Origin of the sequence: Allochromatium humboldtianum (assembly GCF_013385175.1) — a bacterium.
Classification (GTDB): domain Bacteria; phylum Pseudomonadota; class Gammaproteobacteria; order Chromatiales; family Chromatiaceae; genus Thermochromatium; species Thermochromatium humboldtianum.
On the sequence record NZ_JABZEO010000015.1, the window covers coordinates 1 to 25,197 of the forward strand.

21 protein-coding genes and 1 CRISPR repeat array are annotated in these 25,197 nt (G+C 63.7%); of the genes, 17 read left to right on the forward strand and 4 right to left on the reverse strand.

From position 1 onward, the window contains the following. The first annotated feature begins 12 nt into the window (after positions 1 to 12). The 11 genes from cas3 (at position 13) to HW932_RS17455 (ending at position 12,992) form a co-directional block, all read left to right on the forward strand. A complete protein-coding gene (gene cas3, locus HW932_RS17405; protein ID WP_343047403.1) occupies positions 13 to 1,002 on the forward strand; it encodes a CRISPR-associated helicase Cas3' in 990 nt (329 codons plus the stop codon). Between the two features lie 176 nt (positions 1,003 to 1,178). Continuing rightward, positions 1,179 to 1,328 carry a hypothetical protein gene (locus HW932_RS17410; protein ID WP_176977760.1) on the forward strand — a complete coding sequence of 50 codons (150 nt, stop codon included), beginning with the start codon at positions 1,179 to 1,181 and terminating at the stop codon, positions 1,326 to 1,328. Between the two features lie 55 nt (positions 1,329 to 1,383). After that, the gene (gene casA, locus HW932_RS17415; RefSeq protein WP_176977761.1) at positions 1,384 to 2,907 is read left to right on the forward strand and encodes a type I-E CRISPR-associated protein Cse1/CasA; all 1,524 of its coding nucleotides are present in this window, start codon (positions 1,384 to 1,386) and stop codon (positions 2,905 to 2,907) included. After that, positions 2,904 to 3,362 (forward strand): type I-E CRISPR-associated protein Cse2/CasB, encoded by a 459-nt coding sequence (casB, locus tag HW932_RS17420; RefSeq protein ID WP_176977762.1) that lies wholly within the window; start codon positions 2,904 to 2,906, stop codon positions 3,360 to 3,362. The genes casA and casB overlap by 4 nt, the downstream gene beginning before the upstream one ends. Next, on the forward strand, positions 3,363 to 4,541 hold the full coding sequence (gene cas7e / locus HW932_RS17425; RefSeq protein WP_176977763.1) for a type I-E CRISPR-associated protein Cas7/Cse4/CasC: 1,179 nt from the start codon (positions 3,363 to 3,365) through the stop codon (positions 4,539 to 4,541). After that, positions 4,538 to 5,236 carry a type I-E CRISPR-associated protein Cas5/CasD gene (gene cas5e, locus HW932_RS17430; protein WP_343047401.1) on the forward strand — a complete coding sequence of 233 codons (699 nt, stop codon included), beginning with the start codon at positions 4,538 to 4,540 and terminating at the stop codon, positions 5,234 to 5,236. Before cas7e ends, cas5e begins: the two co-directional genes overlap by 4 nt. Next, positions 5,233 to 5,862 carry a type I-E CRISPR-associated protein Cas6/Cse3/CasE gene (gene cas6e / locus HW932_RS17435; protein ID WP_176977764.1) on the forward strand — a complete coding sequence of 210 codons (630 nt, stop codon included), beginning with the start codon at positions 5,233 to 5,235 and terminating at the stop codon, positions 5,860 to 5,862. Before cas5e ends, cas6e begins: the two co-directional genes overlap by 4 nt. 67 nt (positions 5,863 to 5,929) lie before the next feature. Then, positions 5,930 to 6,142 carry a type II toxin-antitoxin system HicB family antitoxin gene (locus HW932_RS17440; protein ID WP_176977765.1) on the forward strand — a complete coding sequence of 71 codons (213 nt, stop codon included), beginning with the start codon at positions 5,930 to 5,932 and terminating at the stop codon, positions 6,140 to 6,142. 57 nt (positions 6,143 to 6,199) lie between these two features. Then, on the forward strand, positions 6,200 to 7,117 hold the full coding sequence (cas1e, locus tag HW932_RS17445; protein WP_176977766.1) for a type I-E CRISPR-associated endonuclease Cas1e: 918 nt from the start codon (positions 6,200 to 6,202) through the stop codon (positions 7,115 to 7,117). Then, positions 7,098 to 7,397, forward strand: a complete 300-nt coding sequence (gene cas2e / locus HW932_RS17450; protein ID WP_176977767.1) for a type I-E CRISPR-associated endoribonuclease Cas2e — start codon at positions 7,098 to 7,100, stop codon at positions 7,395 to 7,397. The genes cas1e and cas2e overlap by 20 nt, the downstream gene beginning before the upstream one ends. Before the next feature lie 93 nt (positions 7,398 to 7,490). Further along, positions 7,491 to 10,769: a CRISPR direct-repeat array (repeat unit 29 nt; unit sequence CCGTTCCCCGCGCTCGCGGGGATGAACCG). A gap of 105 nt (positions 10,770 to 10,874) precedes the next feature. Further along, positions 10,875 to 12,992 carry a TonB-dependent receptor plug domain-containing protein gene (locus HW932_RS17455; RefSeq protein WP_176977768.1) on the forward strand — a complete coding sequence of 706 codons (2,118 nt, stop codon included), beginning with the start codon at positions 10,875 to 10,877 and terminating at the stop codon, positions 12,990 to 12,992. A gap of 23 nt (positions 12,993 to 13,015) precedes the next feature. Here HW932_RS17455 and HW932_RS17460 read toward each other — a convergent pair whose 3' ends face one another. Beyond that, the gene (locus HW932_RS17460; RefSeq protein ID WP_176977769.1) at positions 13,016 to 13,642 is read right to left on the reverse strand and encodes a response regulator transcription factor; all 627 of its coding nucleotides are present in this window, start codon (positions 13,640 to 13,642) and stop codon (positions 13,016 to 13,018) included. Positions 13,643 to 13,644: 2 nt separating this feature from the next. Beyond that, positions 13,645 to 16,188, reverse strand: coding sequence for a PAS domain-containing sensor histidine kinase (locus HW932_RS17465; protein ID WP_176977770.1), 2,544 nt, complete (start codon positions 16,186 to 16,188; stop codon positions 13,645 to 13,647). Between the two features lie 162 nt (positions 16,189 to 16,350). Here HW932_RS17465 and HW932_RS17470 point away from each other — a divergent pair, with 162 nt between their 5' ends. Continuing rightward, complete coding sequence (locus tag HW932_RS17470; RefSeq protein WP_176977771.1) at positions 16,351 to 16,806, forward strand: RDD family protein; 456 nt, start codon at positions 16,351 to 16,353, stop codon at positions 16,804 to 16,806. Positions 16,807 to 16,843: 37 nt separating this feature from the next. Here the strand turns inward: HW932_RS17470 and lptG are convergent, their stop codons facing one another. Continuing rightward, a complete protein-coding gene (lptG, locus tag HW932_RS17475; RefSeq protein ID WP_176977772.1) occupies positions 16,844 to 17,908 on the reverse strand; it encodes an LPS export ABC transporter permease LptG in 1,065 nt (354 codons plus the stop codon). 114 nt (positions 17,909 to 18,022) lie between these two features. Between lptG and HW932_RS17480 the strand changes: the two genes are divergently transcribed. From HW932_RS17480 to HW932_RS17490, 3 genes are all read left to right on the forward strand, one after another. Then, complete coding sequence (locus HW932_RS17480; protein ID WP_176977773.1) at positions 18,023 to 19,519, forward strand: leucyl aminopeptidase; 1,497 nt, start codon at positions 18,023 to 18,025, stop codon at positions 19,517 to 19,519. Between the two features lie 89 nt (positions 19,520 to 19,608). Continuing rightward, entirely contained in the window at positions 19,609 to 20,970 is a 1,362-nt protein-coding gene (locus tag HW932_RS17485) for a TrpB-like pyridoxal phosphate-dependent enzyme (RefSeq protein ID WP_176977774.1), read from the forward strand. A 70-nt stretch (positions 20,971 to 21,040) separates the two neighbouring features. After that, complete coding sequence (locus HW932_RS17490; protein WP_176977775.1) at positions 21,041 to 21,679, forward strand: LysM peptidoglycan-binding domain-containing protein; 639 nt, start codon at positions 21,041 to 21,043, stop codon at positions 21,677 to 21,679. Between the two features lie 13 nt (positions 21,680 to 21,692). Here HW932_RS17490 and HW932_RS17495 read toward each other — a convergent pair whose 3' ends face one another. Continuing rightward, positions 21,693 to 22,931 carry an HDOD domain-containing protein gene (locus HW932_RS17495; protein WP_176977776.1) on the reverse strand — a complete coding sequence of 413 codons (1,239 nt, stop codon included), beginning with the start codon at positions 22,929 to 22,931 and terminating at the stop codon, positions 21,693 to 21,695. A 44-nt stretch (positions 22,932 to 22,975) separates the two neighbouring features. Here HW932_RS17495 and ettA point away from each other — a divergent pair, with 44 nt between their 5' ends. Continuing rightward, positions 22,976 to 24,643 (forward strand): energy-dependent translational throttle protein EttA, encoded by a 1,668-nt coding sequence (ettA, locus tag HW932_RS17500; protein ID WP_176977777.1) that lies wholly within the window; start codon positions 22,976 to 22,978, stop codon positions 24,641 to 24,643. 168 nt (positions 24,644 to 24,811) lie between these two features. Next, complete coding sequence (locus tag HW932_RS17505; protein ID WP_246296904.1) at positions 24,812 to 25,186, forward strand: EF-hand domain-containing protein; 375 nt, start codon at positions 24,812 to 24,814, stop codon at positions 25,184 to 25,186. The last annotated feature ends 11 nt before the right edge of the window (positions 25,187 to 25,197 follow it).

A 25,197-nucleotide genomic window follows, 5' to 3' on the forward strand; every position in this document is an offset into this window, starting at 1 on the left:
ATCCAGCGCATCATCGACGCCGCAGAATCCGGCGCTCTGGTTGGCATCGTGATGAACACGGTCGACGATGCTCAGCAGCTCTGGATTCAGCTCCACAAGAATGCCCAGGTGCCCGTCGATCTCTTCCATGCCCGCTTCAGGCTCCGGGACCGACAGCGCATCGAGCAGCGGGTGATCGAGCACTACGGACGTGAAGCCGAACGGACCCAAGGGCGCATCCTGGTCGCGACCCAAGTCATCGAGCAGAGCCTCGATCTGGACTTCGATTGGCTCATCACCCAGCTCTGCCCGGTCGACCTCCTCTTCCAGCGGCTCGGACGCTTGCACAGACACTCACGCAAACGCCTTGATGATTTCCGGGTTCCCGCCTGCACCGTCCTGTCGGTCGAAACGGACGATTACGGTCTGCATGAACTGATCTACGGCGATGCGCGCCTGTTGTGGCGAACCGAGTTCCTGCTGGCCCGACACAAGCAGATCCATTTTCCAGCGGCCTATCGGGAATGGATCGAGCCTGTCTATGGAGAAGCTCCCTGGGACGATGAGCCTGAGTCCGTCTATGGCAAACATCTGGCGTGGCGGGACGACCAGAGCGCGGCAGAAAAGAAAGCGCATCGTCTCACGACCATGAACCTGAGCAAATTTCGCGACGACGAAGAGCGCCTGACCTCGCTCACGCGAGATGGCGAAATGAGCTTGTCCGTTCTGCTGATTCGAGAGGATGGTCGCCTGCTGGACGGCGAAGATCCTGACCAGATGGACGAATACACCAAAGCTGAAACGCTCATGTTGAACACGGTTCCCGCACCGCACAGTTGGGGTGACAAGCAGCTCGCGGGCCACGTCCGTGATGAGGATGGCCGCATTCGGCTCAAGATGCATGACGACGGCCAACAACGCTGGAGCAGCCTTGATGGAGGAGTCTGCTACACGACTGAGCTTGGCTTGGCCAAAGCAGAAACGGCGGGCCTCATGGACCCGCCGACGGAGGCACCCCGCTAACGCGGGGAACGAACCCAATTTCGATGTCACAGGACACTGTAACTTGGGTCATCCCAAGCTAAGCCGGGAATTCTGCCAAAGAATAGCACACGATGAGATTTACACTTTAACTCTTGCAAGTTGAAGCGCGCCAGCTATACTCAGCCACATTCGTACTCGATTTGGTGGCATATAGAATGCTTGAGACGATCAAAGCCTTGAAAGAGCTGGTGGTCGAACTCGGCAAACTGGGCCCGGATGGGATAGTCGCACTCAAACTGATTGCGAGGCTGATGTTGCTGATTTTTCTGTTCTTTATAGCAACACTGTTCCTGCTTCGACTCTAGAAAAACCAAGGTGTCTGCACCAATTGCAGCGCCAGTCGTGTTCAGGATGAGGATTATGGATCTGTTGAAGACACCCTGGATTCCGGTGCGAGCCCAAGGCGGAAGTGGCACGTTTCGGCTGCTCACCTATAAGGAACTGCTCTGCGAAGACGAAGACTGGCAGATCAGCCTTCCCCGAGACGACCTGGAGTTGGCCTGTCTGCAACTCCTGATCTGCATGACGCAGATCGTGTTCCTGCCCCCAGATGATGACGTCCTGCTGGAACGTATCGACACACCGCTCACGCCAGACGAATTCACCGAGGGCATTTCGCCCTGCCTGGAATGGTTCGACCTGGATCACCCGACGCAGCCTTTCATGCAAACACGCGGAGTCGTTGCCAAGGACGTCACGCCCATCCAAAAACTCCTGATCGGCCTGCCGGAAGGGACCAATCATGCCTTTTTCAACGCGCCTGGTGAGGTCTCGGTGCTTTCAGCGCCGGTTGCCGCCATCGCGCTCTTCCATCAAGCGACCAATTGCCCCAGCTTCGGCGGCGGTTTCAAGGGCAGTCTGCGTGGTATCGCTCCTATCACGACACTCGTCGATGGCCGCAATCTGCGCGAACGGATCTGGCGCAATGTGCTGACCCCGGAGTTCATCCGCACGGATTTCCCGGATTGGCAGCACGACCTGAGTCAGGATCTGCCGACTTGGATCGAACCGATTCGGGCAAAAGAGACGATCCATGCTCACCAAATCGGACTCGCTCGCGGACTGTTCTGGCAGCCAGCCCATGTCGAGCTGCTTGGTAGCCGCGAATCCGGACCTTGCGACCTGCTCGGCATCGAGGCTGGCCCGCTCTACACAGGCTTTCGGAAGGAGAAATTCAACTTCACGCTTGAAGGTACTTGGCCGCATCCGCATGGCGTACTTCAGTCGATCCTCAAGAAGGGGGCGCTGGAGATGAAATTTGCCTCCTTCACCACAGAGGCTCCAGCCTGGACACGCCTCACGGAGATGGTTCTGCGCATCGATGGCCCGAAAGGAGAAGGCAGCCGGCCGGCGACTCCGGTCGCGCAGGCTAAATCAATGGCAGTAACAGCACTCGAAAAGCCCCAGCCGCTTACTTTAATCATAGGCGGCTACCGCAATAAAAAAGCATCGGTCACAGAGCGCCGTCATGAGATGCTTTCCCTGGCAGCGGGCTGGAGCGAAGAAGACGGCAGTCGACTAAAAGATTTGGTAGCGCTGGGCATAAAAGCCAAAGAGAGTCTAAAGGACAAGCTCTCTTTCGCGTCCAAAGGGCATAAGAAAAAAATGCTTCCAGGAATTGGATCTCCTATACAGGACGTCGGAGAACGAATCTTCTATTCTCGGACCGAAGGCAAAATCATTGAAACTTTGTCCAGGCCGACTACGTTCATGCAATGGAAAGAGAATCGCGCGGCTTATATCGATGCGCTTGCTGCTGACTGCCGCGATATCTTCGATGCTATGACCGAACCTTACACAATGAAACCTGAGCTGATCCCAATCATCGCTTGGGCGCGCCGCAGCCTGAATGCTGATCTCAAGAAACTCAAGGAGAGCCAATGAGCACCGAAGCGCCGGATTTCGCCGAATACCATGCTCGCTTCGAACGGCTACCCAACGGAGCGAAGGCCGGATTGCGCCGAGCCGCCGAGCCGGACGACCTGAGGGATCTGCCTGGACTCTACCATCTGTTTCCAGGAAGCAGACCTTCGAATCAGGAAACACTGCTCGCGTTTTTTCTGCCCTGGTGCCCAGCGCTCAACAGCAACACCGGCTTCATGACTCTATGCACCAACAGCATTTCCGAAGAGCGGATCATGCAGATTGCCCGTGCCAATCCGCCGGACGATCTCATTGCCTTGAGACGGCTCGTGATACAACTGCATCCGGCCGTCGGCTGGCTGGATCTGGCTCCGCTCCTTTGGTACTGGGGCAGTAAAAAGACAGGATCCAGCAAACGCCGCCTCGTCGAAGGCTACTACATCGCCCTCCACAAGATCGACCAGGGAGACAAATGAATGAACACCAGGAATTTCGTCAATTTCCACGTCCTCATTTCACACAGTCCGTCCTGCCTCAACCGGGACGACATGAACATGCAGAAAACCGCCATCTTCGGCGGCAAGACGCGGGTACGCATTTCCAGCCAATCGCTCAAGCGCTCCATCAGATACAGCGACTATTACGCAAAGCACTTCAGCAAATCACAGCGCACGCGCCGACTGCTCGATAAAATAGTCGACGACTTGAGCGCATCGGCCGACTCACCCGAACAGGCCAAAGCCATTGAGAAGTGCGCGCTGTATGCGGCGGCTATCTTCGAGGGTAAGACCAAGGTCGACGAGATCGGCAAGTATGAACGCGACAAGAAAAGCGGTCATATCGAGACCCAGATCATTCCATTCAGCCAGGCTGAAATCGAGGGAATCAAACAGATCCTGCTCGAAGCCGCCGGCAAACCAGAGAAAGGCCGTATCGAGTACATGAAGGCCGAGATCCAGCGTCTGGAACGCGAGCAACGCACCCGCGTCGACCTGGATGTCGCGCTCTCCGGACGCATGGCCAATTCCGACCTCATCTATCCGGTCGATGGAGCGCTTGCTGTTGCTCATGCCATCACGACCCACACGGTGGAGCCTCAGGACATCGACTGGTTCACCGCTGTCGACGATCTGACCCAGGATGCCGGCGAAACCGGCGCCGGACACCTGAATACCCAGCAATTCTCGGCGGGTGTCTTCTACCGCTATGCCAGCCTCAATCTGCGTCAGCTTCAGGTCAACCTTGGCTTGCTGGCCGATATCCATGCCGAGCAAACGACGGAGTCGCGCGCGCGTGCACTGGATATTGCCCGCCATGTCTTGCGTCTGCTAGCCACCGTGGTGCCTTCCGCCAAGCAGCAGTCATTCGCGGCGCACAACTTGGCTGACTTCGTGATCGTCAGCCTTGCCGATCAGCCCGTCTCACTCGCCAACGCCTTCGAGGAGCCCATCGAACGTGAGCGCAAGACAGGAGGTTTTCTCAAGCCATCCATCACCGCGCTCGCCGACTATTGGTCACGGGTCAACAGCGCCTACGGACTCGACGAACAAGCGCGCGCCTTTGCGCTCCGGGGAGGAATCAAGCTGAGTGATCAAGAGGCTCTGATCTCGATCGCAGACCTCGAACAGTGGCTTGCCAACGATGGTCGGGCGTGAGGCGTACCCATATGCCGAGCTACCTGATCCTTCGACTCGATGGCCCCATGCAGGCTTGGGGCACACACACCTTCGAGGACTATCGTCCCAGCAACCCGTTTCCAACCCGTAGCGGTCTGCTTGGACTCTTGGGCGCCTGTCTCGGGCTGGACCGATCCGACACCCAGAGTCTCGATGCGCTCGCCGAGAGCGTCGCATTCACAGTCCGCCTCGATACGGGCGCTCCGCGTCCCGGCGTCGATCGCCTGATGCCCAAGCGCCATACCAAGCTGTCTGACTATCACACTGTGCTCGATGCTCGGAAGGTCGATGGATCGACGAATAAATTCCCGATCCAGTCGCACAGGGAATATCTATTCGATGCCGCCTTCACCGTGGCTATCGGCTCCAGACCAGACGCAAGTTTCAGTCTGGCGCGGATCGCCGAATCTCTGCGGCGACCGCGCTTCACGCCCGTTCTGGGGCGACGCTCCTGTCCTCTGGGCCGCCCCCTGCTCGAACGTCCGGATTGCATCGAAGCCGATGATGCGAAAGCGGCATTAGCGCAGTTCCCGCCCCATAGCGGACTCATCTACAGCGAAGACGAACTCGTCTCGGATCAACCCACCTGGATTCGCGACGTTCCCCGTTACGGTCGCCATCGCCAATTTGCGACTCGCCGTATCCATCTGCATCGCGGGGAGGAATCTTCATGATCCTGAGCCGCGCTGAGATTCCTTGGTCCGAGTCACGCAACCCCTATGACATGCACCGCGCTATCTGGCGACTCTTTCCCGGCGAAGCGGCGGAATCACGCCGAACGCCGGATCAGCCGCGTCGGGGATTCCTGTTCCGGGTGGAGGACCATCGGCCCGGCCGACCGGCCCAGGTTCTGATTCAATCCAGATGCAGGCCCCAACCTGAGGCCACCCTGAACCTGATCGGTAGCCGCGAGATCAACCCGCAACCCTCGCAAGGCCAACGGCTCGCCTTCATCCTGACGGCCAATCCGATCAAGACCATCAAGGATCGACAGACAGATACCAAGCCACGGAAGACACGCGATACCTGCCGTGTTCCGCTGATCACTGAGGAAACCCAAAGGTCTTGGCTGATACAGCGGCTCAAGGATGTCGCCGAAGTCGAGGCTGTTGCTGTCACGCCGCATCCGCCGCTCTACTTCCGTAAGGCCAACCGAGGTGGAAAGATCCTGTGTGCTACTTTCGAGGGTCTCTTGACTGTCCTTGATCCGAATGCGCTGGTCGCGCTACTGGAAAACGGTCTTGGTCCCGCTAAGGCATTCGGCTGCGGTCTGCTGCTGGTGCGTCGTGCTACCTCATGACCGGGCAAGTCGAGCGACGACTTGGCTCCAGGTACGGTGAGCAGCATTACAAATGAGGACCGCGACCATGCGTTACGCCATCGTGATCGAGCGAGTCGAGCATAACTACTCGGCTTATGTCCCCGACCTGCCAGGTTGCGTCGCCACTGGGCGCACCCTGGAGGAGGCCGAGCGGGAGATTCGGGAAGCGATCGAGTTTCATCTGGAAGGTCTGCGAGAAGATGGCTTGCCGGTACCAACGCCGACCAGTCAGGTCGACTACATCGAGATCGCGGCCTGACCCCCTCCACCGTCGAGCCACTCAATAACGCAATATGTGCCGACACGACCGAGTGCCATGCTTCCACCACTCAAGCCCATCGCCATGAAGGAACGCATTTCGATGGTCTTCATCGAGTATGGAGAAATCGACGTGCTCGATGGGGCCTTCGTCGTGATCGACAAGACCGGCGTGCGCACCCACATTCCGATTGGCAGCATCGCCTGCATCATGCTGGAGCCGGGTACGCGGGTCTCGCACCGGGCGGCGGCACTCGCGGCGCGGGTCGGCACCCTGCTGGTCTGGGTCGGTGAGGCGGGCGTGCGGCTCTATGCGTCCGGTCAGCCGGGTGGTGCGCGGTCTGATCGGCTGTTGTATCAGGCCAAACTCGCCCTCGACGATCAGGCTCGACTCAAGGTCGTGCGCAAAATGTACGAACTGCGCTTTGGGGAGAAACCGCCCGAGCGGCGCAGTGTCGAGCAGTTGCGCGGAATCGAAGGGGCGCGGGTCAAGAAGACTTACGAAAACCTCGCCAAGCGTTATGGCGTCCAGTGGCGCGGTCGGCGCTATGACCCCAGCGAATGGGACACCAGTGATGTTCCCAACACCTGTCTGTCGGCGGCTACAGCCTGCCTGTATGGCATCACCGAGGCGGCGATTTTGGCGGCCGGCTATGCCCCGGCGGTCGGATTCATACACACCGGCAAGCCGCAATCGTTCGTTTACGACATCGCCGATATCGTCAAATTCGAGACCGTGGTGCCGGTTGCGTTCCAGATCGCGGCCAGGAATCCGCCGCAATCGCAAGCCGAACGTCTGGTTCGACTGGCTTGCCGAGATGTGTTCCGCGAGAGCAAGCTCCTGGGCAAAATCATTCCGATGATCGAGGAGGTTCTGTCGGCCGGTGAGATCGAACCGCCCAAGCCGGCCCCCGAGGCGGTCGCACCGGCCATCGACGACGGGAAGCCTTTGGGCGATGCTGGTCATCGTCACTGAGAACGTTCCGCCGCGTTTGCGCGGACGGCTCGCGGTCTGGCTGCTGGAGATCCGCGCCGGGGTCTATATCGGCAGCCCCTCAAAGCGGCTGCGTGAGTTCATCTGGAATCAAGTGCTGGAGGGCGTCGAAGATGGCAATGCAGTCATGGCTTGGAACACCAACACGGAGTCGGGCTACGATTTTCTCACCGTCGGCAGGAACCGGCGTGTTCCAGTCGATTTCGATGGTTTGCGGTTGGTCAGTTTCAAGCCGCTCGATGAGCCGGATAAAGCTCTTTAACAATCGAAATCACGCCCCTTTGAAATGGGGCATTTTGCTGGTAGATTTCTCAGCGTCTGATTTCTTGTTCTAGATCAGGCAAGTATGGGAAGTCCGTTCCCCGCGCTCGCGGGGATGAACCGCCCATCCAGTTTGCGGCCGCTGTTCCGAGCATCCGTTCCCCGCGCTCGCGGGGATGAACCGACGGCATGGAGGGCTGAGCGATGCAAGCCACACCGTTCCCCGCGCTCGCGGGGATGAACCGTCGACTGGGGTCTGCGCGAACCCAGCCATCTTCCGTTCCCCGCGCTCGCGGGGATGAACCGATCCTCGATCAGCAGCACGTCGACCTGCCTGGCCGTTCCCCGCGCTCGCGGGGATGAACCGCGGCTGTATGCCATCCACTTCGAGCGTCAAATCCGTTCCCCGCGCTCGCGGGGATGAACCGCCGCCGACGCGCTCGATGGCGTCCGTCGGGTCCCGTTCCCCGCGCTCGCGGGGATGAACCGACCACCTATTCGCAGACGCGGTGCAACACGACCCGTTCCCCGCGCTCGCGGGGATGAACCGCGTTGCATGGGTTCAGGCTCCTTGGCTCACGGCCGTTCCCCGCGCTCGCGGGGATGAACCGCAGCCGATCCGCTGGCGCCGTGCTGCTCAAGCCCGTTCCCCGCGCTCGCGGGGATGAACCGACACTGGCCGTGGCGTTGCGCGAGGTCGAGTCCCGTTCCCCGCGCTCGCGGGGATGAACCGCACGGTGCAGCGCTGGCTCTCCAACGGTCGCACCGTTCCCCGCGCTCGCGGGGATGAACCGATGGTCCGCGGTCGGTCTGGAAACACCCGTTGCCGTTCCCCGCGCTCGCGGGGATGAACCTTTTCTCCCAGCTATGGTGGCGAAAAAATTTGTCCGTTCCCCGCGCTCGCGGGGATGAACCGACGCGCGCAGGTCTTCAGGACGATAGCGGTTGCCGTTCCCCGCGCTCGCGGGGATGAACCGCACTGTTTCGGAGTGAGCGACTGTAGCGCATCCCGTTCCCCGCGCTCGCGGGGATGAACCGAAGACTGAGGCAGGCCGCGCGTGGCGGGCCAACCCGTTCCCCGCGCTCGCGGGGATGAACCGCCGTCCAGGAGCTGCGCGAGGAACTGCGCGACCCGTTCCCCGCGCTCGCGGGGATGAACCGGCATGGAAATGGCGGCACGCCCGGTACACCTACCGTTCCCCGCGCTCGCGGGGATGAACCGATCCACCCAACCGGAATCGTGGAGCCAGGAGACCGTTCCCCGCGCTCGCGGGGATGAACCGGCCATCGGCGTCTCACTCAACGCCGACGCCGTCCGTTCCCCGCGCTCGCGGGGATGAACCGCTGGCCGCGCGTGACTGGACGACGGCGCTGTCCCGTTCCCCGCGCTCGCGGGGATGAACCGGTGGTTCGTCTTACCGTCTCGCGGCGCATGTGCCGTTCCCCGCGCTCGCGGGGATGAACCGGCGCTTAACGGAACGATGGCCCCAGAACCGAGCCGTTCCCCGCGCTCGCGGGGATGAACCGCGCGCGCAGCGCGCATCGTGCTTGACTGACGCCCGTTCCCCGCGCTCGCGGGGATGAACCGTTCAGCCTCGACGACCTGCTGCTGCGCGCCGCCCGTTCCCCGCGCTCGCGGGGATGAACCGCACGTAGGAACCCGGATCCAGGGCCGCCGGTACCGTTCCCCGCGCTCGCGGGGATGAACCGCGGACTGTTTCGTCGTCACCGAACAGGCCGCGCCGTTCCCCGCGCTCGCGGGGATGAACCGGTAGCGCTCGGACGCGCGATTGATCCGCCCGGCCGTTCCCCGCGCTCGCGGGGATGAACCGCCGTTGTCGATCAGCCAGCGCACTGACGGCCCCCGTTCCCCGCGCTCGCGGGGATGAACCGGACTCACTCGCCCTGGCACTGCTCGTCCATGACCGTTCCCCGCGCTCGCGGGGATGAACCGATCCGCATGGAGATCGGCGTCTCGACCCTGGACCGTTCCCCGCGCTCGCGGGGATGAACCGTCAATTTCGCTGTCTTGCGAAACGCCGAACTCCCGTTCCCCGCGCTCGCGGGGATGAACCGTCACGCGGTCGGTGATGTGGTGCATCGCGGCGCCGTTCCCCGCGCTCGCGGGGATGAACCGGGCCTGATGGCCGAGGCCTACATCCAGGATCTCCGTTCCCCGCGCTCGCGGGGATGAACCGTCCGGGCGCTTCCGCATCTCACCCAAGCGGTGCCGTTCCCCGCGCTCGCGGGGATGAACCGCGCGACAGGCGCTCCATCTCGGTCTGAGGTGCCCGTTCCCCGCGCTCGCGGGGATGAACCGCAATTCGCAGATGAGAATATTGATCTCGTCTTCCGTTCCCCGCGCTCGCGGGGATGAACCGCCGGTGCAGGATGCGGCGGACAAGCTGGTCAGCCGTTCCCCGCGCTCGCGGGGATGAACCCCTGGAGATCCAGCTCCGGCGCCTCCAGATGCCCCGTTCCCCGCGCTCGCGGGGATGAACCGGCCGTGCCCTATGACCCGGACGCCACCGACGGCCGTTCCCCGCGCTCGCGGGGATGAACCGACTCCATCCGCCGCCTGTATTCTGCGCTGAGCCCGTTCCCCGCGCTCGCGGGGATGAACCGGCATCCGAATCAGCCAGCAGGGTCTTGGCGTTCCGTTCCCCGCGCTCGCGGGGATGAACCCCTGGAGATCCAGCTCCGGCGCCTCCAGATGCCCCGTTCCCCGCGCTCGCGGGGATGAACCGATGACGGACGCACCAGTTAAACACGCCGATCGCCGTTCCCCGCGCTCGCGGGGATGAACCGCTTAGCGACTTTGACTTGACTACCAACCGCGGCCGTTCCCCGCGCTCGCGGGGATGAACCGGGGCTGTTCGTCTCCTCTGTGGTTCAGTTCCTCCGTTCCCCGCGCTCGCGGGGATGAACCGAAACCCGCCGATCCCGGCCCCCAAGCCGACACCCGTTCCCCGCGCTCGCGGGGATGAACCGCCTACCGCACTGGCAAGGCTGACGAGTATCGCCCGTTCCCCGCGCTCGCGGGGATGAACCTATAATGACCATTCAACCATTCAACCATTCAACCATTCAACCATTCAGCCCGTTCCCCGCGCTCGCGGGGATGAACCGCCGCGCGAGCCGTGGAATGCCATGGTGTTTCTCCGTTCCCCGCGCTCGCGGGGATGAACCGCCGCGCGAGCCGTGGAATGCCATGGTGTTTCTCCGTTCCCCGCGCTCGCGGGGATGAACCGGCCAGTGGGTAGGAACGGATTAGTGAGTCTGCCCGTTCCCCGCACTCGCGGGGATGAACCGTCGAAAGCCCCGTCGAAGTATCGCGATCCCGACCGTTCCCCGCGCTCGCGGGGACGAAGCGTTTTTACGCGCAGCGATTGTCGATATGCGGGAAATGCTAAGATTGACCGAGTCCGCTTGGGCCTTGAGGCTCAACTGTCTGGAACGTCTTAGAGCGTAGGTTGCTATGGTTTCGATCCCCTTCAGTATCGACACGCTCGGCCGCTGGCGACGCTCACTCGCCGTCAGCGCGTTCTGCGCTGGTGTTGCGACCGGCGCCGACCTAAGGGCCGCCGACGCCCCCCTCACGCCTCAGGAAGACGCCCAATCCGATCGACAACAGGCCGAGCTACTGGCCGTCCTGGATGAGGCCACGGAGCTGGCTACCAAAAACCGTATCAATGTCGACTATGTCCCCGGCATCATGACCGTGCTGGAGCGCGCCGAGATGCTCGCGCTGGGCGTGCGCACGGTGGCGGATGCCCTGACGCTGATCCCCGGCGTCCTGGTCGAGCGAAACGGGACCGGGGAGATGACGCTGTCGATCAGAGGACAGGGAAACAGCAACGGCACCGTCAAGGTTCTGATCGACTCAGTGTCGATGAACACCAGTGACGGCGCCGTGCTCATCTTCGATGAGATGCCGGTCGAACAGGTGGAGCGGATCGAGGTGATCCGCGGTCCAGGTTCGGCGCTCTACGGCGAATTCGCCTTCTCGGGCGTCGTGAACATCGTCACGCTGCAACGGGCCCGCCGCGCGCATGTGCGCTATGGTGACGCCAATACCACGCAGGTGGGAGGCGTGTATTCGCTCGAAGACCCCGAGCGCAACCTGTCGCTGACGATGAATCTGGCCGGTTGGGACAGCCGCGGCCTGGGCATCGAGGCCGGACCCGACAGTCTGTATCCGCTCGGTCTCGGCGACTTCTCCAACGCCCCCGGCGCCGTCGATGACAGCCAGGGCTATCGCTTCGGCCAACTGCGCTTCAACGCGGGTGACTTTTCCTTGCTGGCCCAATATCAGACGACGCGAAAAGACCCCTTCTTTGGCGCGATCGATATCTTGCCCGGTCCCATGCAATGGGGAGACGAAGGAAGCACAATGACCAAGTCGGTCGTTCAGGCCGGCTATGCATTCCCGTTGAGCGCTCGATCGCGTGCCGAACTGAAGATGCATTGGCATGAGGGTTGGATGGAGTCCGATCAGCGACTGGGGCCGGCCGGTTTGCCGGCCCTGGGCATCGGCGCCATCATGCCGGAGGATTCGCGCCAAAAACTCTATACCCACTCAAACCGGATCCAACTGGAGGCCGCGCTCGATTGGGAGGGTTGGACGGATCACCGGATGCGCTTCGAAGTCAGTGTCGCCGAAAACAAAATGCTCGATGCCTGGTGGGCCTTCAATCTGGACCTGCTCACCCTGGAACCGCTGCCGTTCATGCGCCGTTACTCCGGCGAACTCGGTTTCATCGACCCGGATGCGTCGCGCACCATGCGGAGTGTCATGTTCCAGGATCAATGGTCTGCCCGCCCCGACCTCGACCTGACCCTGGGCGTGCGCTACGACGCCTATAGCGACGTGGGCGACAATGTCTCCCCCCGTCTGGCCGCCGTCTGGCGCGTAACGGATCAGCATGTGCTCAAGGCGCAAGTCGCGAGCGCCTTTTTCCCGCCCTCCCTGCTCCAGCGCCATATCCAGAGTTTTCTGCCCGTGATCGAGACGGCTCGCGATCCGGAAACCACCCGCACCGCGGAACTCGCCTACATCTTCCGGCGTGCCGACACGGTCGGGCGCGCTTCGGCCTACTACTCCAGGCTGTACGACCTGATCACCGCGAGCGGAAGCAGCTGGGTGAACCTCGGCGAAGCGCGCACGCAAGGCGTCGAGCTCGAGTGGCAACAAGCCTTTGGACGCCGGTTCAAGCTGCAAGCCAACCTGAGCTACGCCGACACCCTGAATTACGAGACCGGCGGGCCGATTCCGGGGGCCGCGAACTGGCTGGGCAACCTGAGCCTGTTCTATTATCTGGCGCCCGACGTGTTGCTGGCCGGACGCTGGAATCATGTCGGCGACCGCGCGCGCGAGAGCGATGATTCCCGGAGCGATCTGGCCGGCTACGACAATGTGACGCTCACGCTCAGCTGGTTCAACGTCGGCGCCCAGGGACTGGATCTGCGCCTCGGGGTGACCAATCTGCTGGGCGAGACGGTCCGATCGCCCGCGCCGGCACTGACCTACGACGAGGACTACCCGCTGGTGGACGAGCGCACCCTGTGGGTGCAGCTCTCGTATGAACTGCCTTAGCGGATCGCGCGCCGGCCCGGCACTCAGACCAACGCCTCCGGCGCGGCGATCAGCGCCATGCGCACCAGTTCGGCCAGCGACTCGGCGCGCATCTTCTCCATCACCCGCGCCCGATGCGCCTCGACCGTCTTGGCGCTCACCCCGAGCGCGGCGGCGATCTCCTTGTTCGACTTGCCGTCCGTGACCATGGCCATGACCTCGTGCTCGCGCGGCGTCAGCTCGGCCAGACGTCTGGCGATGTCGGCCCGCGCCAGGCGATTGGCGCGCGTCTTCTGATCATGGTCGAGCGCGTTGCGGAGGCTGCGCAACAGATCCTCGTCATGAAACGGCTTTTCGATGAAGTCCATGGCCCCGGCCTTCATGGCGCGCACCGCCATGGCCACGTCGCCATGCCCGGTGATGAGGATGACCGGGATCCGGAACCCCTCGCGCGCCAGATAGGCTTGCAGCTCCAGACCGCTCATGCCCGGCATGCGCACGTCCAGCAGCAGGCAGCCGGCGCGGCCCGGGTAGTAGTCGGCCAGGAAGGCATCGGCCGAGTCATAGGTCTTGACCGACATCCCGGTCGACTCGATCAGCCATTGCAGCGAGGTGCGCATGGCCTGGTCGTCGTCGACGATGAATACAGTGGCGTTGGCTTCGGCAGTCATGTTCAATCGATGGGTTCCAGCACGTCTGCCCGCGTGCCCGCGTCGTCCCGGACGGGCGGCGCGAGCGGCAGGCGCAGATGAAAGGTCGAGCCCTGCCCCAGCACGGACTCGGCCCAGATACGTCCCTCGTGATTCTCGACGATGGTCTGGCTGATGGCCAGCCCCATTCCCATGCCGCCCTCCTTGGTGGTGACGAAGGGATCGAAGAGACGCTTCAGGTGCTCGGGGTCGATCCCAGGTCCGCTGTCGGCGACCTCGACATGCGCCCAGTCGTCTTCCAACTCGGTGCGAATCCGGAGCCGACGCTCCGACTCAGGCCGTTCCTCTAGCGCATCGAGCGCGTTGCCGACCAGATTGAGCAGCACCTGTTCGACCTGAACCAGATCGACACAGACCGGGATCGCCTCGCCACTCAGCTCCAGCTCGATCGCCACCCCGACCCGGCTGGTCTCGAACTCCAGGAAGGAGCAGACCTCGCGCACCAGATGGTTGAGATCGACCTCGGCGCGTGCCGGCGGCTGCTTACCGACCAGGGCGCGCAGACGCTTGATGATCTCGCTGGCGCGCTTGGCCTGGGCGGTGATCTGGGTCATGGCTCCGACCAGTTCCTCGGGCTGTCCCTGGCCGCCCTGCAACCGCCGCACACAACCATTGGCATAGTTGACGATGGCCGAGAGCGGCTGGTTGAGCTCATGCGCCATGCCGGTGGCCACCTCACCCATGGTGCTCAGCCGGCAGACATGGACCAGTTCGGCCTGATGCTGACGCGACTCCTGCTCGGCGCGGCGCACGGCGGTGATGTCGCGCGCATAGAGGTTGACATAACCGAGATCGCGGATCGGCGCCAGCAGCAGTGAATAGACCTGCCCGCCGGCCTCCAGTTCGCGTTCCAGCGGCTGGGCGGTCTCCAGGGCAGCGGCGACCGCCGTGCCCCAGTCCTCGGGCAGCGGCTCGCCCGGATCGGCGTTCCAGGCGCGCAACAGCGGACGGCTGGCGTTGTTGGCATAGACGATCAGCCCGGCGGCATTGACGCGCAGGATCGGATGCGGACTCTCGCTGGCGAAGCGGGCCAGACTCTTGATCTCCTGCTCGGCCTGCTTGCGGCTGCTGATATCGTGGATGTAGAGGGTGAAGAAACGCTCGCCGACCCGCTCGATGGGCGCGATCGAGATCTCGACCGGGATCTCGCCGCCGTCGGCATTCAGGGCGATCAACTCACCCCGCCCGAGCGGTTCGCGATGACGATGGCGCGAGCGATCGAGCAGCCGCTTGAACGCCGGTCGGGCGACATCGGGCAGGAAGCGCTCGACGAAGACCGCGCCGAGCGCAAAGGGCCGCCCGACCCCGAACAACCGTTCGGCGGACGGATTGTATTCGATCACCCGCCCGCTGTGGTCCAGGGTGACGATGGCGTCGAGCGAGGCCTCCATCATGGCCGCCTTGAGCGCCTCGCTCTCGCGCATCGCCGCCTGATGGCGCCGGCTCATCTCTTCGCGCGCCCTGAGCACCAGCTGGGTGAAGTGCTGGATCCAGTCCTCCAGCAGCACCAGTTGATTGCCGCCTCGCTGGAAACCCGGTTCGGGAATGCCGAGCGCGCGCTGCGAGAAGCGGGTCATGCGCTTGAGCACCCTGTTCAGGCGCGAGGAGACCAGATAGATCAGCCCCGTGAACACGATCACGAACACGGCGGCGGCATAGAAACGCTGGCGGCGCTCGAAGATGCGCACGTGACGCGACATCTTCTCGACCCGCGACTGGGGCACGAAGGTGGCGAACAGCAGGTTCGAGTCCGAACCCTCGTATTCGGGCAGCGACTGCGAGGTGATGACATGGGTCTCGCTCCAGTCGCTCAGGGTCGAGTCGAGGCCGATGACGCGCGGATCGAGACTGGCCAGGATGCGCTGCTCGTCACTGTCGACCAGGGCGACGGCGGCGCGCTCGATATCGATGCCCCGTTGCGAGGCGACCATGAAGGTCGCGTCGACCGGGACCAGCACCACCAGATAGCCCATGTGATAGCCGCCTGCGTCCTCGGCCGCATCGCTGGTGATCAGATAGAGCCGCTCGTCGAGACGATCGATGACGGTGCGGACGTCGTGGCGATCGAGCCACTGGGTCGGCGCCTGGTCGGCGATCTCGGTCGGCACGGCTTGCGATCCGGCCTGGAAGACCTCACGCACCCGGCCGTACGCATCGGTCAGCAGGACATGACTGGGCGGCGTGAGCGCGTCGCGCTCGAAGAAGTCCGGCAGCCACTGCGGACGGAAGTCCTTGTAGACGACAGGTTCGATCGCCTCGTCGTCGGACCAGAACAGGGGTTCGAGATATTCCGACAGCTTGCGGTAGTTGGCCAGCAGGCGCGTGGTGGCCGCATAGCTGGAGAGATAGCGGTCGAAGCGGATCAGACTCTCTCGCGCGCGCAGATCGAGCTGGACCTGGAGTTCCTGACCGAAGATCTTGTCGACCTGACGCGTCTGGATCTGATCGAGCACGGTCCAGACCGCGATTCCCGTGGCCAGACCGACGACGATCGCGATCCAGGGCATGGGTACCCGTCGCAAAAGCCTGAAGAGAAATGGTTTAATACTCATCTTTGGACCGCATCGGCGGTGGCGTTCGTCAGTCGCATTCCGGGCGCGGTTCGATCAGCCCTGGCGGCCTCGCCCGAGGCCAATTCATTCAACCCCTGTGGACCCACACTGAAGACCATGTCATTCGACCTCTCGAAAGCCCAGAAACCCTCCGTCCTGCGCCGTATCGGCGCGCTCTTCTACGACGCGCTGCTGCTGCTGGCGGTGCTGATGGTCGCCAACGCCATCGTCGTCATTCCCTACGAAGTGATCAACGGCCATCCGATCTATGAGAGCTTCGTACCCCTGACCCTGATGCGACTCTATCTGCTCGGCGTGATCGGCGCCTTCTATGTCTATTTCTGGACCCACGGCGGCCAGACGCTGGGCATGAAGGCGTGGCGCCTCCAGGTCATCGCGCAGGATGGCGAGGCGGTCGGTGTCAACGCCGCCGTCAAGCGCTTCGTCTGGTCGATCCTGAGCCTGATCCCGGCAGGCCTGGGACTGTGGTGGAGCCTGTTCAACCGTCAGGGTCTGGCCTGGCACGACAGCCGGTCCAATACCCGCGTCGTGCTGCTGCCGAAGAGCGCCTGAGTTCGCGTGCCGTAGGGGACGCACGACGTGCCCTACGTCAGCCCACCCGCCTGAGCAGGAGCATGGCCGCGCCGATGAAGAGCACGGGCGGGGCGATGGCGGCCAGGAAGGCGTTCATACCGAACAGGAGCGCCAGATAGGCGAAGGTGCGGCTGACCAGATAGTAGACCAGACCGACCAGGATGCCGGCCAGCATCCGCCGGCCCATCCCGGTGCTGCGCGAGGAACCGAGCAGCATCGGAATGGCGATCAGGATCATCGACAGCGTCAGCACCGGATGCAGCACCTTGCCCCAGAAGGCGATCTCGTAGGCGCTGGCGTCCTGCTTGTTGACGGACATGAAGCGGATGTATTTGTAGAGTCCCCACACCGGCAGGGCGCGCGGGTCGGCCACCACCACCTTGAGCAGCCCCGGATCGAGCATCGAATCCCACTCGGCGTGCTCGACGCGCTCGACCTGCACGCCTTCGCCATCGACACGGCTGAGGGCGATCCCATCCAGCACCCAGCGCCCGTTCTCGTAGCGCGCGCCCTCGGCGTGACTCGCTTCCAGGGTGCCCTTGGCGGCATCCACCCGGTAGATGTCGATGTCACGCAGACTGGTCCCGGAACGGATCTCGCGGATGTTGACATAGGCGCCATCGTCGATGGCCCAGAAGCCATAGGGCGTCAGTTGCGCCGCCTCGCCCGAGAGTGCCAGACGCCGCAGTTCGACGGCACGCTGTTCGGCGATGGGCGCGACCAGCTCGCCGAGCACCACAGCGACGGTCGCCAGCACCAGCCCGCCGAGCAGGGCCGCACGCACCAGACGCCCGACCGAGATCCCAGCCGCGCGCATGGCGACCAGCTCCGAGCGGCTGGCCAGTGTGCCCAGGCCGATGAGCGCGCCGATCAGAGTCGCGATCGGGAAGAGCTGATAGAGATAGCGCGGCAGGCTCAGGAGCGTGAACAGCATGGCTTCGGCCAGACCGTAGCGCTCGGTGCCGATGGCGTCGAGTTCGTCCGACAGGATGAAGACGCCCATCAGCGGCAGCAGTCCGGCGAGCGTCAGCAGCGTGCCGCTCATCACCGCCCAGGCCAGATAACGATCCAGAATCCGCATGAAATCCTGTCCAGGTTGATTGTTTCGGGCGGCATTGCATACCACGACCGGCGCGACTTGGCTATTTTCTGTAAACTTCGGGCTTTCGCCTCGACCGATCCTCAGGAGCCGATGATGGAGTTCAAGATCAAGACCGGCGCTCTCGCCACCCACAAGACCCCCTGTCTGGTACTCGGGATCTTCGAGAAACGCAAGCTCTCAGGGCCGGCCGAGCGGATCGACGAGGCCAGTGACGGTCATCTGAGCCGGCTGCTCAAGAAGGGCGACATCGAGGGCGAGGCCGGTCAGACGCTGATGCTCTACGACCTGCCCGGCGTGACCGCCGAGCGCGTGCTCCTGATCGGGCTGGGCAAGAAGAAGGAATTCACCCGCGCCAATTATCGCAAGGCGCTGGCGGCGGCCACCACCCTGCTGCAACAGAGCGGCGCCGGCGAGGCGACCCTGGCCCTCCCGGAGACGCTGCCGAATACGCTCGATCTCTATACCAGCGTGCGCGATGCCGTGGTGACGGTCGAGGACAAAGTCTATCGCTACAGCCACACCAGGGACGACAAGCGCGCGCCCAAGACGCCGCTCAAGCGTCTGAACCTCTGGATCGGCAAAAAGTCCGAGACTGCCCAGGCCGAGCGCGCCGCGCGTCATGGCCAGGCGATGGCCGAGGGCATCCGGCTGGCGCGCGAACTCGGCAACCTGCCCGGCAACGTCTGCACTCCGAGCTATCTGGCCGAGCAGGCGCGCGCACTCGGCAACCAGTATCCCAGGCTCGAAGTCGAGGTGCTCGAAGAAGACCAGATGGCCGAACTGGGCATGGGCGCCCTGCTCTCGGTCTCGCGCGGCAGCCGCCAGCCGGCCAAGCTGATCGTCATGCACTATCGCGGCGCGCCCAAAGAGACCAAACCTCTGGTGCTGGTCGGCAAGGGCCTGACCTTCGATGCCGGCGGCATCTCGCTCAAGCCCGCCGCCGAAATGGACGAGATGAAGTACGACATGGCCGGCGGCGCGGCGGTCATCGGCGCCCTGCGCGCCGCCTGCGAGCTGGAGCTGCCCATCCATCTGATCGGCGTGGTGCCGGCCTCCGAGAACCTGCCCGACGGCGCGGCCAACAAGCCGGGCGACATCGTCACCAGTCTCTCGGGCCAGACCATCGAGATCCTCAACACCGACGCCGAGGGCCGGCTCATCCTCTGCGATGCCCTGACCTACTGCGAGCGCTTCGACCCCGAGATCGTCGTCGATCTGGCGACCCTGACCGGCGCCTGCGTGGTCGCGCTCGGCAAGCACCCGGCCGGACTCTTCACCACCGACGACCGGCTCGCCGCCGAACTCCTGGCCGCCGGCGAGGCGGCGGGCGACCGCGCCTGGCGGATGCCGCTGTGGGAGGAGTATCAGAGCCAGCTCGACAGCAATTTCGCCGACATGGCCAACGTCGGCGGACGCGACGGCGGGGCCATCACCGCCGCCTGCTTCCTCTCGCGCTTCACCAAGAAGTATCGGTGGGCGCATCTGGACATCGCCGGCATCACCTGGTTAACCGGCAAGGAGAAAGGTGGCACCGGACGCCCGGTGGCGCTGCTCACGCACTGGTTGCTGGAGCGCGCCGGACAAGGCTAGCCCCTGGCAGACTGGCCATCGTCGACCCTGACCGGCGGCCCTGTTGACCGCCGGCCGTCATCGCAACTCATCTGAGACGACCCGATCGCATGAACGACACCGTCAAATATCTGCTCGACGAGCAGCACCTGCCCCGCTTCTGGTACAACATCAACGCCGATCTGCCCAAGCCGCTCGATCCGGTGCTGCATCCGGGCACCCAGCAGCCGATCTCTCCCGAGGAGTTGGAAGTCATCTTCCCGCGCGGCGTCATCGAGCAGGAGATGAGCACCGAGCGCGAGATCGAGATCCCGGAGCCGGTACGCGAGGTCTGGCGTCAGTGGCGCCCCTCTCCGCTCTATCGTGCGCGCCGTCTGGAGCAGGCGCTCAAGACTCCGGCCAAGATCTTCTACAAATACGAGGGCGTCAGCCCCGCCGGCAGTCACAAGGCCAACTCGGCCATCGCTCAGGCGTTCTACAACAAGGTCGAGGGTGTCAAGCGCATCACCACCGAGACCGGCGCCGGGCAGTGGGGTTCGTCGCTCTCGCTCGCCGGCTCCATGTTCGGGATCGAGATCCTGGTCTACATGGTCAAGGTCAGCTACAACCAGAAGCCCTATCGGCGCGCCTTCATGGAGGCCTTCGGCGCCCAGTGCATCGCCAGCCCCAGTAACACCACCGAGTCCGGCCGCGCCGTGCTCGCCGAGCATCCGGACAGCACCGGCAGTCTGGGCATCGCCATCAGCGAGGCAGTGGAGCTGGCCGCCCAGCGAGAGGACACCAAGTACGCCCTCGGCAGCGTGCTCAACCATGTGCTCCTGCACCAGACCGTGATCGGTCTGGAGGCCATGAAGCAACTGGAGATGGCCGATGCCTATCCGGACATGGTCATCGGCTGCACCGGCGGCGGCAGCAACTTCGCCGGCATCGCCTTCCCCTTCCTCGGCGAGCAGCTGCGCGGCGGGCGTCAGGTCGAGTGCATCGCAGTCGAGCCATCGGCCTGCCCGACGCTCACCAAGGGACGCTTCGCCTACGACTTCGGCGACACGGCGCATCTCACCCCGCTGTGCAAGATGTTCACGCTGGGATCGAGCTTCGTTCCGCCCGGCTTCCACGCCGGCGGTCTGCGCTATCACGGCATGGCCCCGCAGGTCAGCCATCTGGCCGAACTCGGTCTGATCAATCCGCGCTCCTACAACCAGCTCGAATGCTTCGCGGCCGGTCTCCAGTTCGCCAAGGCCGAGGGCATCATCCCGGCGCCCGAGGCCAACCACGCGGTGCGCGCGGCCATCCATGAGGCCGAGAAGTGCCGCGAGACCGGCGAGGCCAAGACCATCCTGTTCAACCTCAGCGGTCACGGCAACTTCGACATGCAGGCCTATACCGACTATCTGGGCGGCAAGCTCCAGGATCTGGACTATGCCGAGAACGAGGTCGCCATGGCGCTCGCCGGATTGCCGTCGATCGGCTGAGTGAAGCCCGGCGCCTGAAGCCCCCGACCGGAACGCCTGTGTCATCGACTTGGAGCGAGGAGCCTCCCGGATGCCGACTCGATCATCTGGACGCGAATCCATCTTGAAGCGGAGTCCGGGACGCTGGATACTCCTGATCGCTCTGGTCGGGGGGCCGATCGGGTCGGCGCCGGCCGTTGAGCCGGCGCCCATGCCCGAGCCTGAACCCGTAACGGCGACGGAAGACGCCGGCCCCAAGCCCGAGGCAGAGACGCCGAGTTCACAGCCGACGGAAGAGGCTGGGACCGAGGCCGCACCCGAAACGCCCCCGCACGCTCTGGAGGAACTCCAGCATCGCATCCAGGGCATGGAGGGCAAGCTGCGTGAATCGGCGCTGGCGCGCAAGAGTGCCGATCAGGCGCGAATGGAGGCCGAGCGCCGGCTCGCCGAGAACATGCAGGCACTCGAAGCCCTGCGCGCCGCCCACGCCGAGCTGGAGCAGCGGCTGAGCGACTGCGAGTCGGCCCGGAGCCGGCTCGCCGAGGAGTTGCAGCGACAGGGCACAGCCAACAGGACGCTCTATCAGGTCCGTCCTGGCGACAATCTGGCCGCGATAAGTCTGCGTTTCTATGGCCGCGCCGATCAGTGGCGCGCGATCTTCGAGGCCAACCGATCTCTGCTCGACGCCCCGGACCGGCTGACGCCCGGCATGACCCTCGTCATTCCCTGAAAGCGCGTCCGGCTCAGGACTCCTTGTCGCCCTTGAGCATGGCCATGACGGCCGACAGTTCCTCCCCGGCCTCGGCGATCACGTCGACCGTGCCGTCGTTGGCCGGGAAGCCCAGCCCGAGCTTGTAGTAAGCCGGCACCTCGTCGTAGCGCGGCAACGGACCGCGCGACTCGGACTGATTGAGCCGATAGAGCCGCGCGACCCGCACGATGTCGCCATAGTCCGGCGCATCCTTGTCGTCGCGATACCAGTCGCCCGAATAGCGCACGATCTCGGTGATCTCAGGCCCCAGCCCCCAGTAACCGACCACCAGCTCGCCGACCAGGCGGTGCAGCTTGATGATGGCGGCCTCCAGTTCGTCCTCGCCGACCTGGATCTCGTTGCGGCTGACATAGTCGAGGATCGGGATCACGCCCACATCGTGCACCAGCCCGGCCAGCATCGCGTGTTCGGGATTGAATTTCGGACAATGGCGCGCGATCACATAGCTCAGGGCCGAGATATGCACACTGCGGTTCCAGGCCGCCTTCATACGGTGTTTCATGATCGGCGACTTGGTGCGAAACAACTGCTGCATCGACAGACTCATGACCGCCGAGCGCGTGATCTCCATGCCGAGCCGGATGATGGCGTTGCGCACGTCCGGAATGGTCTTCACGCCGCGATAGACGACGCTGTTGGCCAACCGGATCAGCCCGCCGGTGACGGCCAGATCGACCTGGACGATGCGCGCCAGACGCGCCGAGGTGATGTTGGGATCCTTCATCGCGTCCTGGATCGCGCGGGCGACCTTGGGCAGCGTGGGCAGGGCCAGCTTGTCCTCTTTGCAGGCATGATAGAGCTTGCCGAGCAGGGCGCCCTCGGCATCGCTCAGATCCAGCTCGTCGAGCGAGCCGGGCACGGCCGGACGCCTCGGGTTGTTCAGACTGTCGTAGAGCTGACGATCGAGGCGCAACAGCTCGGAGTCGGCCGTGAACACCGCCTGATCGAGCAGGTTGTGCTCAGAGAAGATCGGCTGCAGGGCACGGCGACTGCCGGCCTGGATCAGTTCCTTGGTCTCGCCCCGAACGAGACAGACCTGTCCCGAGAGCAGATACAGCATCCAGGGATGCTCCTGGACGGCCGTGATCCGTTTGCCGGCCGGCACGGCGGCGATCTGACCGCTTGAGGCCAGGCGGGCGCGCTGATCCTTGTCCAGGTCATGGACGGGGCTGAGGTCGTCCAGAGTCGAGTTGGTCAGGATCTGGGGCATAATAGGGTTCTCTCTTCGCCGTTTACCACATTCATACGGAATCCATGGCTCAATATATCTACACGATGAACCGGGTCGGCAAGGTCGTGCCGCCCAAACGTGTCATTCTGCGCGACATCTCACTGTCGTTCTTCCCCGGCGCCAAGATCGGCGTGCTGGGTCTCAACGGTTCGGGCAAGTCCTCGCTCCTGCGCATCATGGCCGGGATCGACACCGAGATCGAGGGCGAGGCGCGCCCGCAGCCCGGCATCAAGGTCGGTTATCTGCCCCAGGAGCCGCAGCTCGATCCGAGCAAGGACGTGCGCGGTAATGTCGAGGAGGCGCTCGGTCACATCAAGGTCGCGCTGGAGCGACTCGATGCCGTCTATGCCGCCTATGCCGAGCCGGACGCCGACTTCGACGCGCTCGCCAAAGAGCAGGCCGAACTCGAGAATCTGATCGAGGCCACCGACGGGCACAATCTGGACCGCACGCTCGAAGTTGCTGCCGAAGCGCTGCGTCTGCCGCCCTGGGACGCGGATGTCACCAAGCTCTCGGGTGGCGAGCGGCGGCGCGTGGCCCTGTGCCGGCTACTGCTGTCGAAGCCCGACATGCTGCTCCTGGACGAACCGACCAACCATCTCGACGCCGAATCTGTGGCCTGGCTGGAGCGCTTCCTGCACGAGTATCCGGGCACCGTGGTCGCCGTCACCCACGACCGCTACTTCCTCGACAACGTCGCCGGCTGGATCCTGGAGCTCGACCGCGGTCACGGCATTCCTTGGGAAGGCAATTATTCGTCCTGGCTGGATCAGAAGGAACAGCGTCTGGAGCTGGAGCAGAAGCAGGAGCAGGCGCGCATCAAGGCCATGAAGCAGGAATTGGAGTGGGTGCGCACCAATCCCAAGGGCCGTCAGGCCAAGAGCAAGGCGCGTCTGGCACGCTTCGACGAGCTGCAATCGCAGGAATTCCAGGCCCGCAACGAGACCAACGAGATCTATATCCCGCCGGGTCCGCGTCTCGGCGATCTGGTCATCGAGGCGGTGGGCCTGAAGAAGGCCTATGGCGACAATCTGCTCTACGAGAATCTGTCGTTCAACCTGCCCAAGGGCGGCATCGTCGGCATCATCGGTCCCAACGGCGCGGGCAAGACCACGCTGTTCCGGCTGCTGACCGGACGCGAACAGCCGGATGCGGGTGAGTTACGCATCGGCGAGACGGTCGAGATCGCCTATGTCGACCAGAGCCGCGACGCGCTCGACGACAACAACACCATCTGGGAGGAGATCTCGGGCGGGTCGGACATCATCACGGTCGGCCGCTACGAGATGCCCTCGCGCGCCTATTGCGGACGCTTCAACTTCAAGGGCACGGACCAGCAGAAGCGCATCGGCGATCTGTCGGGCGGTGAGCGCAACCGGGTGCATCTGGCCAAGGTGCTCAAGCGCGGCGGCAATCTGCTGCTCCTGGACGAACCGACCAACGATCTGGACGTCGAGACGCTGCGGGCGCTGGAAGAGGCGTTGCTGGTATTTCCCGGCTGCGCGGTGGTCATCAGCCACGATCGCTGGTTCCTCGATCGTGTCGCGACCCACATCCTCGCCTTCGAAGGCGACTCGGAGGTGGTCTGGTTCGAGGGCAACTATGCCGACTACGAGGCCGATCGTCATCGCCGGCTCGGTACTGAGGCCGATCAGCCGCATCGGTTGAAGTATCGGCGGCTGTCGGCCTGATCGGGGTGCGTCCGGCCCGTCGCGTGGGGCTGGACGCGCGCCGGATCTATGACCATTGATTCCACCGTTGCTGCAACCTTCCACGGGCCTTTGGATCGATACTTGTCTCAGATCCGGAACGTTCTATCCAACAAACGCCGCCTGTCGGCCCGGACCCTGGAGGTTGATATGAACAGTCGATCCAATCTCGTTCGTTGGCTGGGCGCCTTCACGCTTGGCCTCTGTCTCGTCCCGCTCGTCGAGGCACAACCGCCGGGCGGCGGCTGGGGTCCAGGTGGCGGCATGGGACGCGGCATGGGCTGGCAGGCTCCCGCATTCACCGAGTTCGATCTGGACGGCAATGGCGTCCTGACCGAAGCCGAGTTCTACCAGGCCCGCGCGCAACGCATCGCCGAGCGCTCGCAACAGGGCTATGCCATGCGCGGTTTGGCCAATGCGCCCGAGTTCGGTGAGATCGACCGCAACGGCGATGGCCAGGTCGACGCGACCGAGTTCACCTCGGCCCAGGCCCGGCATCGTCAGCAGCGGTTTCAGACGCCCTGAGCGCTGACCAT